Genomic DNA, 15007 nt, shown 5'->3' on the forward strand with positions numbered 1-15007 from the left:
CAGAAATGTCAAAATAATCCTTTGAACAATCAATACCTGTTACCATATTTGTATATCATATTTGTGGATTACAGCAGCTCTTATCATAACTTATCAATCGTAAAAACAGGCTCCTGGCCTAATGAACTGTCCAAGTTTATGATAGGAATAAGAGAGGGGGATTAACATTGCGAAGGGTCTCTCAAGGACCAATGACGATTAAAAATCTTACTCCCTCTCTCGCTGTATCCTAAATGAAATACAAAATTATATTCTGTCTCTTTAATTCCTATAACTTACTTACAAACTTACGATGACGTTATTTTTGCAATAGATTTTTCCTAAATATCCCTTTTATACCCTGGCTTATCCATCATCTTATCCAAAGACATCTTACCAGAACCTACTACCACAAAATAACAAAGCAACAACAACACCACCAAAGACAACCAGAACTCCGAATTCAGAAAACTAAATCCCTGCGTGATATTCACGAAAAACACCGCGCCTATCAAAATCGGAATCTGTATCAACGCCGCTAACCTCGTCGCAAACCCCATCATGATAAAAATACCACCTACCAAATGTGCAAAGACCACATAATGAACCGCCCCCCAAATAGAAAGCTGAAAATGCGTTCGCTCAATTAATGCAGCTACGGAATCCCTGTCCATAACAAAACTTACACCTTTGGCAAAAATCAATATGCCGAGTGCAATTCGGATGAAATCAATCCACCTTGGATGGTGATGATCTCCCCAATATTCAATTCGTTGAATTAGGTTCATAATAACCTCCTTTTTTAATTGGTCATACTAAAACAACGAACAATAACCCGCTGATATTGTGTGGATTATTATCAAATATTTTTAGATCAGTTCAATATCAACTCAATAACCGGGATCTCCACATTCGGTTTTACCACCGGCAGATCCATGATCAGATCATTCTCTCCGGCCGTAATCGCCATGTGCTCCCCATCGTTGGATTTTGTCCTGGAGGTATATTTAACTTCCGAATTATCATGCAGGAATTGCGCATATTTCACCTTCCCTTTAAAATTTGGCAGATAAAGCGTTTTAAAAGGATATTGTAATAAATGAACATACAAACGCTTGGTCTTCGGGTTATAGGTCAACAACGTATTACCCGGTTTCTGAAAATCCGCAGGCGCCTCTGTACAGCCGTAAATAGATGCCGAGTGGAATTTCATCCATTTCCCAATAGCTTCCAATCGATCATTTGCCCGATCATCAAAATTCCCTCTCGCTGTAGGCCCCACATTCAATAAAAGATTTCCGCCTTTACTCACCACTTCAATCAGCATGGCGATAAGCTGGTTGGATGACTTCCAAGTGTTCTCATCCCTATGGTATCCCCAAGATCCTGAAAAAGTCTGGCAAGTCTCCCAAGGCACCCTCACCCCGTTAAATGTCGGCCACTCATTCGGCATGAATTGCTCCGGTGTTTTATAATCCCATCCCCAAGCTTCAGCACCCATATCCAAACGATCGTTCATAATGATGTTCGGCTGCAGCTCCCGCGCCAATTTGATCAACCCCTCGCTGTCCCAATCCTCCTTTCCTTTGCCATTTGGCCCCGGATAGGAAAAATCCCAGAACAACAAATCGATCTTTCCATAATTGCCCAGCAATTCCCGAACCTGCTCCTTCAAATACTTCCGGAAATTATCCATGTTTTTACCCGAATTCGTGGCGATGGCTTCCTGATTTCCTCTCAAAGGATGGGTATTATCAATGGTAAAGTCTGGATGGTACCAATCAATCACCGAAAAATAGAATCCCACTTTCAATCCGTTCTTACGACAAGCCTCCACAAAAGGTTTCAACAGGTCTTTTCCATAAGGTGTTTTGGCCGCATTGAAATTGCTCGATTTGGTATCCCACAAACAAAATCCCTCATGATGCTTGGCGGTTAACACCACATATTTCATCCCGGCATTCTTGGCCGCTAAAGCCCATTCTTCGGGATGGTATAAGTCAGGATTAAAAAGATCAAAGTATTTCTTTTTGTAGGTTTCATGGTCGGTTCTTTCGATCTGCTGAACCCACTCGTGTCGGGCTGGCAAGGCATACAATCCCCAATGGATGAACATCCCGAATCGGTCGTTCTTCCACCAGGCCATCCGTTCTTCTTTGTTATCAATGGATTTTTCTTTCCAGTCTTTTCCTTGGGCAACGGCTTGGGAGGAAACAGAACCAAAAAGCAAACAGGCTAACGCTAATTTTTTAAGTAAAGGTTTTTGGAATAAGTTGATCATAATGGTTAGAATATAAATAACTGAAAATAGGAAAAATAAAACTATTTCTACAATTTATTGTTTATTAATAAGATAATCCCTAAAGGAGAATTTTATGCCTTTGCTTACAAAATATGAAATCAAATTGGCCGATAGCCCATTCTGGACTTTTGCTATCCACGACGGCCACGATATAGATGAAAAATTACTGCCTTATCAACTGTTGAATGAGGAAGAACGATTACGGGAGGAAGATCCCTTTACGGCGCTGATCGCTGAACTTCCCTGCAATCGATTTATTATGGAAAGCTCACGCTTTCAATTGGACATCAACCGTACCTTGGAAGATGCCATCTACCTCAAACCCGAACAGGCTTGGGGGTTAAATGTATGGAAAGAGGACTTCCCATTGGAATTGATCAGTGAACTCCGTAATGATCATCGTGAAATATTTGAAATCATAGAGAGTAAGATCCAGGATACCATTGCCCAATTTGGCTATTTCATTATCTTGGATATCCATAGCTATAATGCCAAACGCGAAGGTCCAGACCAAGAGATCAATATGGATACGGATCCTGAAATAAACTTTGGCACCATCCACCTCAACCAAAAGTGGAGACCATTAATGGATGAATTGATTAACTTTATATCAGCGGAGGAATTGAATGGCCAGGCCATTGATGTAAGGGAGAATGTAAAGTTCAAAGGCGGCTATTTCGCGCAGACCATGAACCAACTCTATGGAGACTATGGTTTCGTGCTGGCGATCGAATTCCGGAAAGATTTTATGGATGAATGGACCGGTGACCCCGATTACCACAAAATCATGGCCTGCAAACAGTTACTCTTAAAAACATTGACGGTATTTAACCAGTATTTTCACCAAGATGGAAAAGAATAAAGCACTTTTACGTATTCTAAATGCGATCAATAAACGTACTCCTATCCATTATCAAGTTCCAAATGCCGGTAAATTCATATTCAATAAAATAGTTCCCTATATTTTTATTTACCGTGTTCCAGACACGGGTAAAAAGGATAAAATGATTGCCGATTTGGCAAAGACCGAAAATGCAAGCATTGTATGTAAAGAAGATGAATTTGCGCTGGAGGAATGGATAAAACCGATTGCTGAATCGTTGGCACAAGAATTTGGTGCCTGCCTTTTGATCGAAACCTGGATTTCGGAATCCAACCAAAAGGATGATATCCTTTTGCATGTCGGTCAGAAAGATATACTCCCACTTGCGGAATATTTTGAAAGGAACATCCGGATGGAAACGGCAGAACTATCGGTAGCCATTTCTAAGGACCTGCAGATTCCAAAACCGGAAAGTCTACCATCTTTATTCTCGAAGAAATACCTGCAGAACAAGCAGATTTTATTATTGGGAATATCGATTAAAAAGCGATATATCGATTACGAAGAGAATATTTTACCACTCTTGATGCGTACCTATCGAGAAACATTGGCAAAATCACTTTCCAGACTTTTCTTTGAATTCCTGCGGGTCTATACCCACTTGAATGCCACGGCCCAAAAGATCAATGTTCATCAGGAACTTACTCCGATGATGAATGAGATCGATGATGCCTTGGCGCAGGAAAGCAAGAAATTCGATTTCCTGCTGATGGTCACGCCTTTGAATGCCCATGAAGCTTGGTTGCAGTTCAAAAAGGATAAATATTGGAAAACACCAAAATTTCTTTACCGACCTATGCACGTAGATCCCGATCTGGTAAAACGTAGGTTGTACAACCTGAGGATCGAAGACATCTACGATCCCACCATGGCCTATATTTTTCGGGACAAAAGAACCGAATTGGACTCCATGATCACCATGCTGGCCGATCGTGGTAAAGAGGACTTCCTGCATGGGAGCCTACAGGTATTCGGGAATGTTTCAGAGAAACTATACAACTCCGCTTTGGCCCTATTGATGATGACCGAACCAGAAACGACTTCCACCAAAAATGAAGAATGGATCGGACCAAGTGAATTTGCCAAAATGGCCAAGGAAGAAGTTAAATTTTTGCAACAACAAAATCAGGAATTCAATTGTCCAATCCGTATCCGAGAGGATATTTCGGGAGTTATGGTCAATAGAGGGGCATTGAACATCAGTAAGGAGTATAAACTAACAAAATCTCGCGCTAAAGCGCTTATTCAACATGAGATAGGAACACATGTCGTAACCTATTTCAATGGCAGGATGCAACCATTGAACCTTTTTAGTTTGGGTGTTCCCGGCTATGAAGAATTACAGGAAGGCTTGGCGGTACTTTCGGAATATATTGTTGATGGTCTGAACAACGATCGGTTAAGGATCATTGCAGCGAGGGTTATCGCGGTACAACATATGCTCTTGGGTAATTCCTTCACCGATACCTTTGCCCTGTTGGTCGACCAATTTGGGTTCAAACATGAAACATCTTTTCAGATTGTCATGCGGGTTTATCGTGGTGGTGGATTGACCAAGGATATGCTCTACCTCAAGGGCATCATGGAATTGATCGAATACCTAAAGGAAAACAACAATGTACATCTGCTGATGATGGGGAAAATACGAAAAGATTACCTACCGATCATCAAAGACCTGCTGCAAAAAGAAATCCTTATTCCACCAGCCATTACACCGAGGTTCATGTTTCCTGAATATTTGGATAAATGGAAAGAGGTGAAGACAAAAGCATCCGTTTTTAAATTGACACATTAAATCACTACATAAGAAAAAACTCAACGCAAATATGAAAATTGCATTTTTGATCAATCAAACGCATAAAGAAGAAGAGAAATTCACGACCACGATATTAGCCCTCAAAGCATTGGAAAGGGGCCATACGGTATTGTATATTGGTTTGGCAGATTTCGTTTACAAGGATGAGCAACGGGTTATGGCACACTGTAGGCTCATGGAACCACCTGAAACCTTGCCTACCGCAGCCAGATTCATGAAAACCCTAAAAGCGAAAGAAAAAGAACTGGTCGATATGGCCGATGTGGAGGTGCTTTGGCTAAGGTTCGACCCTACCCTAGATATGATCGGAAGGCCATGGGCTTCAGCAGCAGGGATACAATTTTCCCAACTTGTAAAACGCAATGGAGGATTTGTTATTAATGATCCTGATAACCTAATCGAGGCGAATAATAAGCTGTACCTGCAGAATTTCCCAAAAGCCATCCGCCCAAAAACGTTGGTCACCAGAAACCATGAAGATGTAACCGCATTCCTGAAAGAACAAGGGGATAAAATTATCCTTAAACCTTTAAAAGGCTCCGGCGGAAAGAATGTGTTTATGATCAAATCGGGAGAGACCCAGAATCTGAAGCAAACCGTAGAAGCCATTGCACGTGATGGTTATGTTATGGCTCAGGAATATCTTCCAGATGCTGTTAAAGGCGATATCCGTTTCTTCCTGCTGAATGGTGCCCCTTTGATGGCTGAAGGTAAGTACGCCGCGGTTAGACGTGTGCAATCTGCAGATGAAATCCGAAGCAATATCCATCAGGGAGGATCGGCTCAAGAAGCAGAAATTACGGATGATATCCTAAAGTTGGTTAAAAAAGTGACCAAAAAGCTAAAGGACGACAATATGTACCTAGTGGGATTGGACATTGTAGGCGACAAAATTATGGAGATCAATGTATTCTCTCCCGGCGCTCTGATGCATATTAATCAATTGACTGGCATTGATTTCACCGAAACCATCATCATCGATCTGGAAAAACGAGTGAAAGCATTCTATAAACCTACTTCTCGACCACAGTCTCGTCGGTAGTAAGTGGAGCGGGCGGAATTTCTTTGACATTCCGCTCGATCTCTTTAACCTCTACATGAACCGCATATTCCGATGGCTCTATCGGATAATTTTTGAAGGTGGCATATTCCCTCGTAAAAATTGCCCCAAAATATAGAATAGCCGCGGTATAATACACCCATAATAAAATCAATACGATCGATCCAGCAGCGCCATAAGTCGTAGCGGTATCTGAATTGGAAAGATAAAATCCTATTCCTAAGCGTCCGAAAATAAAAAGTATAGCGGTGAATAAGGCGCCCGCCTTAACCGGTTTCCATTGGATGTTGACATCAGGAAGAACCTTAAAGATAACCGAGAATAATAAAAATATAATTCCAAAGGTTAGCATGAAATTGATGATATCCATAACATGCACGGCCATATCCGGGAAATACCGCAATAAGTTATCGGTAAAGGCAATAATGATCCCGTTGACCACTAAGGTGACCACCAATAGAAATCCTAAACCAATGACCAATGAAGAGGATAACAAACGGTCCATGATCAATTTTAACCAGCCCTTTTTCGGTTTCGCCCGCACATGCCATATTTTGTTGATGGAGTTCTGAATATCCCCAAAAACAGTGGTCGCACCAATGATTAATGTGACTATACTGATGATCAACGCCATGGAAGATTTTCCGGAAAGCTCCAAGTTTTTAATGATTTCTTGAACCTGACGTGCTGCATTTCTTCCTATCAGTTCATTGAGCTCCGAAAATAATTTACCTTTAATGGCATCTTCACCATAGAAAATTCCAGCCAAAGAGATCATCAGCACTAAAATAGGGCCTATGGAAAAGATAGTATAATAAGCCAAGGAAGCACTATACTTCATGGTATCTTCATTGATAAATCCTAATGCACTGTTTTTTAAAATCGTGAAGGTGTTTTTAAAGAAACCACCTTGTTTTTTGTCTTCTTTTCGCTGTTGATCCATGTGTAGTATTTATATTTTCTTCGAGATGTAAGTGAGGTGTAAGTGACTTGTAAGTGAGGTGTAAGTGTATAAAGTCATTTACAATTTACTTACAACCTAATTACAGTATACTTAAAGTGTGTTCACAGTCCTATTCAAGGCTTTATCCTTAAAACACCAAAGTCAAAAAATGGTTTGAAACCAGTAAAATATGGGGATTGGTCTGAACCTACCTAAGAAGCTTCCTCAAATCTACCTTCGGAAGTCAGCAAATAATTGGTAACCGTTTTTGTAGGCACTTCCGACATGTAATTCCAATCGGTAAGCACTACCCTATCCTTCTCCATCACACTCTCCTTCCGAAAAGCTGATTCGGCAATCTCATCATAGGCAATATCCAAGAAATCAATGATTTTTCCTTCTTTATTGATATTCAACAAGGTTGTAATGATTTCATGTTCTCCTAGAGGATAGGTCAATACAATACTATAATAGGCTGGAGAATAGTGGAGTCTATACCTCAAGCGTACATCTTTAAAATTCACTTCATCGGCCTCAAAATGGATACGTTTCAAAAAATCAGGATTATGGATCCCTTTTTTATCCACATTATCAAAGTTGGTCGAATCGGCCAAAGGAAATGAACGGTTATCAAGGCCTTCGATAACAGCCAAAATTTCGTCCTTTTCTTCGGATGTTGGGGCAACGGAAACTTCCTTTTCTTCTTGCTGAACAAGCTGCTCCACAGGCTGTTCTACAACCTTATTCTCGGTCTGCTGTCTACAACCTACCAGCACAATAAAACAACATGTTGTCAAAAAGATTTTCATTTCTCGTTCGAATTTTCTGCAAAATTAATCAATTTCAGAACAAGTTTGTAGGGTAGAAAGTTTTGTAGGGCAGCTAATTATTTCAATTTTCTAAACATTCAGCTACAATTACGAAAAAAGAGGCTGAATCTTTACGATCAGCCTCTTTAAGTAAGTGATTTTTAAATTGTTCTAGTTGTGTTTCACATCCATTTCATCCACATAATGTTCGTTCGGAACATAATCGGCATCAATAAGTTCCACATAGTTGGTTTTCTTTTTACTTCCCCAACGACGGCCCATACTATCAAATAGCGAATAAACCACTGGAACTACCACTAAGGTAAGTAATAGGGAAGATAATAGACCCCCGATAATTACGATAGCCAAACCTTTGTTCATATCCGCACCATCACCTGTTGCCAACGCGATCGGGATCATACCGAATACCATCGCAATGGTCGTCATTAAGATCGGACGAAGACGGGCATGGTTGGCAGCAACCAAGGCATCGTGCGTAGTATCCCCATTATCCTTACGGTGGTTAGCAAAGTCGACCAATAGAATCGCATTCTTCGCCACCAAACCGATCAACATGATGATACCTAAGATGGTAAAGATGTTCAAGGATTGACCAGTCAATGCCAATAAGATCAAGGCTCCAATAAAGGATAGTGGAATCGAGAACATCACGACGAATGGTGTACTGAAACTATCGTACAGGGAAACCATTACCAAGTAAACCAACAGGATAGATGCCAATAATGCCACTCCCAAGGTACCGAAACCTTCTTGTTGGTTTTCCATGTTACCACCCCAGATATAGACTACCCCTGGCTTACGCTCTAACTTAGAGAACTCTGCTTCCCATTCTCCAGCCACATCCCCTAAGGTACGACCTACAAGAGATGCTTGAACTGAAACTGCTGGCGATTTATCACGACGCTCCAATAAGGAAGGTCCTGAACCGTATCCAACCGTAGCAAATTGCTCTAAGGAAATAGGAACACCTTGTTTGTTGATGAATTTCAATCCTCTCACATCAGCGATGTTAGAACGGCTAGCTTCATCAAAACGGATATTGATATCATATTCATTATCACCTGCACGGAATTTATTGTCTGTATTTCCGGAGAATGCTGTTTGCATGGTCATACCTACGGTAGCCACATCCAAACCTAATGAAGTCATTTTCTCGCGGTCTACCTGCACATTGATTTCAGGGTTACCACCTTCAGAAGTTAATTTCACGTTGGTAGCTCCCGGAACCTTACGAAGTAGGTCTGCTGCTTTCTCAGCAAATTCATTCGCATCTTTCAGGTCAGAACCGATCACGGTCAATTTCAATGGTGCCTGTTCTGCTCCCATCAATCCCATACTCACGAATTTTACCTTCGCTCCTACCAATTCTTTTTCCAATTCACGTTGCAATCTTGCCGCATAAACTTTTGAATTCTCGGTATAGGTATCCTTCATGATCACGTGGATCTCGGATTTATAACGCGTTCCTGAAGTAGAGTTCATACCATCTGAGGACTGACCTACTGTAGTAATGATACGTTCCACTTCTGGCTTATTTTTAATGATATTCTCTGCTTTTTGGGTCAGGAAGTTGGTCTTCTCTAGAGAAGCATCTTTCTCCAACTCAAACTGCATCAGGTATTCCCCTTTGTCCGAAGATGGGAAAAAGTCAGTACCGATATAACCTGCAGGAACCAGGGCACAAGATCCTACCAAAAGGAAAAATGCGATAAATAAAGTTCCCAATTTGGTCCATCTGTTCTTCAATGACCATTCCAAGATACCGGAGATCCAGTGTGTGAATTTGGTCAATCCAGCTTCAAATCCATGGATGATCTTTCCAAAGAAAGAGTTTGGATTCAAATGCTCTAATTTTCCGAAACGGGAATATAACCAAGGCACCACCGAGAAAGATACCAATAAGGATAGTAAGGTCGATATAATAACCGTTACACAGAACTGTGCAAGGATATTAGCCACCAAACCAGAGGACATCGCGATCGGTAAGAATACCACCACGATAACCAAAGTAATCGCTGTTACGGTAAATCCGATCTCTTTTGCTCCGTCGTAAGCCGCACGCACCTTGTTCTTACCCATCTCCATATGGCGGTGGATATTCTCGATAACAACGATCGCATCATCGACAAGGATACCTACTACTAGGGAAAGTCCTAAAAGGGACATCAAGTTCAGGGTATAACCCATCAACAATAATCCGATAAAGGTCGCGATCAAGGACAATGGAATAGCCACCATGGTAATCGCCGCATTTCTCAAGGAATGCAAGAAGAACAACATGATGAAACCTACCAAGGCAATCGCGATCAATAAGTCATGGATTACGTTATTTGCTGCGTTCAAAGTATAATCTGTCGAGTCATTCGCCAACAATACTTTCACATTGTCTTTCGAATAATCTGTTTCTACCGTTGCAATAGTTTCTTTTACCAACCTAGATACCTCTACCGCATTCGCATCCGACTGCTTGAACACCTGTAACATGATGGTGTTCTTCTGGTCTAAACGAGCGATCTTTTCGATCTCTTTGATACCATCCTGTACATCGGCCACATCACGAAGGAAAATCGTTGTTCCAGTCGGAGTAGTAATAGGCAGGTTTCTCAATTCATCAATTGACGTTACTTTACCGGCCAAACGGATGGTTGTACGGTTTTCACGGGTACTCACATTACCTGTAGGGAAATCGAGGTTTGATGATCCGATCACCTGTTGGATCTGACCAATGGATAAGCCATAACCTTCCAATTTCTGTGCATCCACACTGATCTGGATCTCTCTTTCTTCACCACCGATCAGGTCTACTTTCGCAACACCATTGATACGGGCAAAGATCGGTTGGATCTTATTGTCCAGTAAGTCGTAAAGTTGTTTCTCCGATAGGTTGGAAGTCACCGCTAAACTCATGATAGCGACATCATCCAAGGAGAATTTATTTAAAGATGGTGCATCAACATCATCTGGTAAATCGTTCAGGATGGCATTGATCTTACGTTGGGCATCGGTCAACAGGAAGTTGACATCAGCTCCGTCGTTCAAGGTAATCATCACAACCGACACGTTTTCCATGGAAGTAGCTTCCAATTTTTTGATGTTCTCCAAGGAGGAGACGGCATCCTCAATTTTCTTGGTTACGGTATTTTCCACCTCCGTAGGCGAGGCACCTGGATATACAGTTTGCACGGTAATTACGTTTACCTCAAACTTAGGTACCAACTCATACCCCAACTGGGTATAGGAGAATATCCCCCCCAAGGTCAGTATTATAAATAATACGATGATCAGGCTGGGACGTTTTATCGATATTTCAGTAATCTTCATAATAGAATTGTCGTACTTAGCACAAATTATTTAATAACTTCAACCGCAGTTTGATCCAACAAGTTGATCTGACCAGAAGTGATCACCTGATCGCCAGCTTGAAGACCGCTTGTGATTTCGATCAAATCACCAAAGCTTCTACCCGATTGAACTTTTGTTTCGATGGCTTTGCCATTTCTCAATACAAACACCTTGTTATCAGAGATGGAACCTACGAAAGCTGTACGAGGGATAACCAACGCTGAAGCAGTTCCAGAACCACCGAATACCGCTGTTCCGTACATACCTGCACGAAGGTCATTGTTAGGGTTGTTAGCAATTTCGATCTCTACAGGGAAGTTCAAGCTACCATCAGATTTAGGTGCGATGAACGTAATTCTCCCTGTAAATTTCTTGTCGCTATATACACTAGCCAATACTTCTACTGTCTGTCCGACGCGAAGTGTTGCCACATTTTTCTCATCTACATTCACTCTCAATTTCAAGGTGCTTACATTAACGATATCAAATGCCGGAGTACCTGGACTTACATAAGCACCTGGTTCAATTTTACGGGAATTTACGATACCTGAAACAGATGTTTTGATCGTTACATCACCAGCAGTTAACTTCGCACTTTTCAAGTTGTTCTTTGCGTTTTCGAATTGAAGACGCATCTGATCTACCTGTGCTTGGGTTACACCACCAGTAGTTAATGCACTCTGATAACGTTGAAGGTTGGATTGAGCAATMTCGTATGCCGCTTSTGCATTGRAWAMAWWWACATTCAATTTATCACCTTCAACCACCGCTAAGGTTTGACCTGCACCAACTCGTGATCCCTCATCCACCAACACTCTTACTACACGGCCACCTGTTTCCGCAGCTACGGTTACTTCTTGTTTCGGCATAAACGTACCATTGGCTTGGTAAGCTAAGTTCATGGCTTCTGTACGAGCTGTATCAATACGTACAGCTACCGCAGCATTTTTCTCTGCTACCACGGCAGTCTCTGCTTCAACTTTCTTTTTGTTCTTGTTCAAAATCATGAACATCCCTACTAGGGCTGCCCCGATTACTATAATAGCTATTATTGCGCGTTTCATATGGAGTGTTATATTATTCGTTAATTAAAGATTTGATGTTACCGTTCGCTTTGATCAATTGGATCTCGGCAACTTTATAGTTCAATAAAGAGGTGTTCAAGTTATTTTCTGCATCTGCCAAAGCATTCTCTGCATCCAATAGTTCGGTCAATGTGGCCAAACCATTGTGGTAGTTGTTCTGCGTATTGGACAACACATTTCTGGCAAGTTCGATGTTACGGCGGTTATTGTCTACCGTGATCAAACTATTCTTGATCTGTGCTCTTGCGTTTTCTGCTGCAAGGTTCAATCCTAATTTTGCATCTTCTTTATCTACCTGTGCCTTACGGATCTCCACATTTGCCTGGTTGATCTGTGATTTAGTTCTTCCACCACTAAAAATCGGGATGGAAAGGTTCAGACCGATGGCTGAATAAGGAGAGAAATTGGCGTTGCTATTGAAGATTGGAAATTTCTGACCAAATCCTAGGTAACCTAAGTTTCCGGTAAAGGATAGGTTCGGGTAATAGTTGGAGATCATCGCTTTCTTGTTCAGCTCCAACAATTCGATCTGCTTATCCAATAACTTGATTTCCGTACGGTTATCCAAGTTGAATTCTGCACTTAGGTAATCGGCTTTGATATCAAAGGTTTCCTTCGGAAGGACAATGTCTTCTGTAATCGGCATACCGATAGCGAATTTCAAGGCATTTTCACGAAGATCTGCCCCATTGATTACCTGTTGTTTTGATGCCAAAAGGTTATTGATCGCCACTTCCACACGGTCAAGGTCAATTTTCTTTGCTAAACCAGCATCCACCAAGCCTTTTAGAACATCTCTTGTTTTGATGGTATTCTGTAGGTTGTTCTCAATCGTCTGCAATTGCATTTCCGATTGGTAAACTTCGTAATACGCATTGGCTACTTTCTCGATCAATTGCTCATCTGTCAGTTCATTGTTGATCTGATAGAATTCGCGAGTCGATTTAGCGGCCTTTAATCCGGTGAACAAGGACTGGTTAAAAATCTGCTGGCTCACTTGCACAACAGCATTGGCTTGCCAAGGTTGTCCAAATGCTACCATGATCGTCTCTCCGGGCCTTCCCATCAAGGCACCATCCAATGCACTTTTCTGAATCAATGGATTATAGGTCAAGGATCCTTGTCCGCTGATTTGCGGCAATGCTCCTGCACGTACTTCAGCAATCTTGTATTCTGAATTCTCCAGGTCCAGTTTTGATTTCTTTGCCTCCGCTTTGTTTTCTAACGCATACTTGACTGCCTCCTGCAACGTCAAGGTTTCTTGCGCATGTAAGAATGTGCCGGTAAAAATACCAGACAACATTAGTGCGATTACTTTTATATTTCTCATGGTGTTAATTGCGATTTATTTTACCATCGAAGATCAATTTTGCCGACCTTTTTTGGCTTTCTAATATTTTATCCACATTGCTATCGTTCGGAATGCCTGTAATCACATCCGCTACGGTATGTAATAGGGCGATGCCTTTCTGTATTTCCGTTAAACAAACTGCTGCCTCGTCTATATTATTCATTTTCAACTCTCCGGCTTCTACAGCTTTGTTCAATAGGCTTTTCAATACTTCCACATCCCTTTTATAGAATTTCTCCATCGTATCGGTCAGATCGATACCTTTGATCCAATCCAAATTCTCATTGATATGGAACAGGTAGTATTTACGCATGAAACGAGACCTCGTTTCTATGACTTCATTGACCACCTTCAAAATATCACCATTGTATTTTTCAACGATGGCCAATTCCGGTTCATGCAGATCAGAGGCGATCTTGCATAAAACATCAATTATCAAGGATGGTTTGTCCGGATAATAATAATATAGATTTGCTTTTGTAATTCGTAGATCGTCGGCAATCTCGTTCATAGTGGTTTTGTGGAAACCAAAATGTGAGAAGCGCTTTAGCGCCACCTCGATGATCTGATCCTTACGATTCTCCATTTTTACTTTTGTTATTTTTGACTTTTTCTAAAAATTGTTCAAAAGTAAAGAATAGAAAATAAATAATATCATTCCTTTGTCATAAAAACGATTATTAACATTTTCTTAACTTAGGAAGCGTATTTTATGAAGTGTAGAGATTAATCTTGATTGAATTGCTTTTGGAACTTTTTCTTATCAAAGGCATAAAGTTTTGCCGCACGATAGGAAACCCCCTTCTGAAATTCATTAAGTTCTTTGAGATAACCTAAATTATTGATTTTCTTGCGGAAGTTCCTTTTATCCAATTTTTTGTTCAACAAGGCTTCATAAACCTGTTGTAATTGAGTAAGGGTAAATTTGGAGGGTAATAATTCATAAGGGGTGGTGGAATAACCTACTGTTTTTTTCAAACGATCTAAGCTCAGTTCGATGATCTCGCGGTGGTCAAAAGCCAGGTCTGGAAGTTCATCCACCGAAAACCACTTTAATTGGCGCATATAATCAGAAATGGCGACGATTTTATTCTTCACATCTTCCATCTGGACCAGTGCCATATAAGCCACGGTTAGGATACGGCCTTCAGGATGTCGCTTAACACCGGCAAATGCAGCCAATTGGTCCATGTAGATATCCTTTAAGCCCGTCATTTCAAAGAGAATCCTTGCAACCGCATCTTCCATTTCTTCGTATTTGTTCACAAAATATCCGGGAAGCGCCCACCAATCTTTGTAAGGATATTCGTTACGTTCCGCCAATAACACTTTCAGTTGACCCTCGTCAAATGTCAGTATGACACAATCAATGGTAAAATACGTCTGCAAAATTTAAATCTTATTTAACTGATTAAT

General features: G+C 41.0%; 12 protein-coding genes. 3 read left to right on the forward strand and 9 right to left on the reverse strand.

Annotated elements, in window-relative coordinates; translation table 11 throughout:
- Positions 1-320: 320 nt before the first annotated feature.
- Positions 321-767 (reverse strand): DoxX family protein, encoded by a 447-nt coding sequence (locus CRJ00_RS06575; protein ID WP_099366078.1) that lies wholly within the window; start codon positions 765-767, stop codon positions 321-323.
- A gap of 86 nt (positions 768-853) precedes the next feature.
- On the reverse strand, positions 854-2260 hold the full coding sequence (locus CRJ00_RS06580; RefSeq protein ID WP_099366079.1) for an alpha-L-fucosidase: 1407 nt from the start codon (positions 2258-2260) through the stop codon (positions 854-856).
- A gap of 94 nt (positions 2261-2354) precedes the next feature.
- Here CRJ00_RS06580 and CRJ00_RS06585 point away from each other — a divergent pair, with 94 nt between their 5' ends.
- The 3 genes from CRJ00_RS06585 to CRJ00_RS06595 are packed head-to-tail and all read left to right on the forward strand — an operon-like array spanning position 2355 to position 6022.
- On the forward strand, positions 2355-3143 hold the full coding sequence (locus CRJ00_RS06585; protein ID WP_099366080.1) for an N-formylglutamate amidohydrolase: 789 nt from the start codon (positions 2355-2357) through the stop codon (positions 3141-3143).
- On the forward strand, positions 3130-4959 hold the full coding sequence (locus CRJ00_RS06590; protein ID WP_099366081.1) for a flavohemoglobin expression-modulating QEGLA motif protein: 1830 nt from the start codon (positions 3130-3132) through the stop codon (positions 4957-4959). Before CRJ00_RS06585 ends, CRJ00_RS06590 begins: the two co-directional genes overlap by 14 nt.
- 31 nt (positions 4960-4990) lie before the next feature.
- Positions 4991-6022, forward strand: a complete 1032-nt coding sequence (locus CRJ00_RS06595) for a glutathione synthetase (RefSeq protein ID WP_099366082.1) — start codon at positions 4991-4993, stop codon at positions 6020-6022.
- Here CRJ00_RS06595 and CRJ00_RS06600 read toward each other — a convergent pair.
- The 7 genes from CRJ00_RS06600 to CRJ00_RS06630 form a co-directional block, all read right to left on the reverse strand.
- Positions 5994-6983 carry a YihY/virulence factor BrkB family protein gene (locus CRJ00_RS06600; protein ID WP_099366083.1) on the reverse strand — a complete coding sequence of 330 codons (990 nt, stop codon included), beginning with the start codon at positions 6981-6983 and terminating at the stop codon, positions 5994-5996. The two genes, CRJ00_RS06595 and CRJ00_RS06600, sit on opposite strands and share 29 nt — an antisense overlap.
- 212 nt (positions 6984-7195) lie before the next feature.
- A complete protein-coding gene (locus tag CRJ00_RS06605; RefSeq protein WP_099366084.1) occupies positions 7196-7792 on the reverse strand; it encodes a hypothetical protein in 597 nt (198 codons plus the stop codon).
- Positions 7793-7963: 171 nt separating this feature from the next.
- Positions 7964-11134: an efflux RND transporter permease subunit gene (locus tag CRJ00_RS06610; RefSeq protein WP_099366085.1), complete on the reverse strand. Its 3171-nt coding sequence runs from the start codon at positions 11132-11134 to the stop codon at positions 7964-7966.
- A gap of 26 nt (positions 11135-11160) precedes the next feature.
- A complete protein-coding gene (locus tag CRJ00_RS06615) occupies positions 11161-12219 on the reverse strand; it encodes an efflux RND transporter periplasmic adaptor subunit (RefSeq protein WP_099366086.1) in 1059 nt (352 codons plus the stop codon).
- Between the two features lie 13 nt (positions 12220-12232).
- A complete protein-coding gene (locus CRJ00_RS06620; RefSeq protein ID WP_099366087.1) occupies positions 12233-13570 on the reverse strand; it encodes a TolC family protein in 1338 nt (445 codons plus the stop codon).
- 4 nt (positions 13571-13574) lie between these two features.
- Positions 13575-14177 (reverse strand): TetR/AcrR family transcriptional regulator, encoded by a 603-nt coding sequence (locus tag CRJ00_RS06625; RefSeq protein WP_099366088.1) that lies wholly within the window; start codon positions 14175-14177, stop codon positions 13575-13577.
- A gap of 140 nt (positions 14178-14317) precedes the next feature.
- Positions 14318-14980 carry an NUDIX hydrolase gene (locus CRJ00_RS06630; protein WP_099366089.1) on the reverse strand — a complete coding sequence of 221 codons (663 nt, stop codon included), beginning with the start codon at positions 14978-14980 and terminating at the stop codon, positions 14318-14320.
- Positions 14981-15007 lie beyond the last annotated feature (27 nt).

This window comes from Sphingobacterium sp. 1.A.4, assembly GCF_002734245.1.
Lineage (GTDB): Bacteria > Bacteroidota > Bacteroidia > Sphingobacteriales > Sphingobacteriaceae > Sphingobacterium > Sphingobacterium tenebrionis.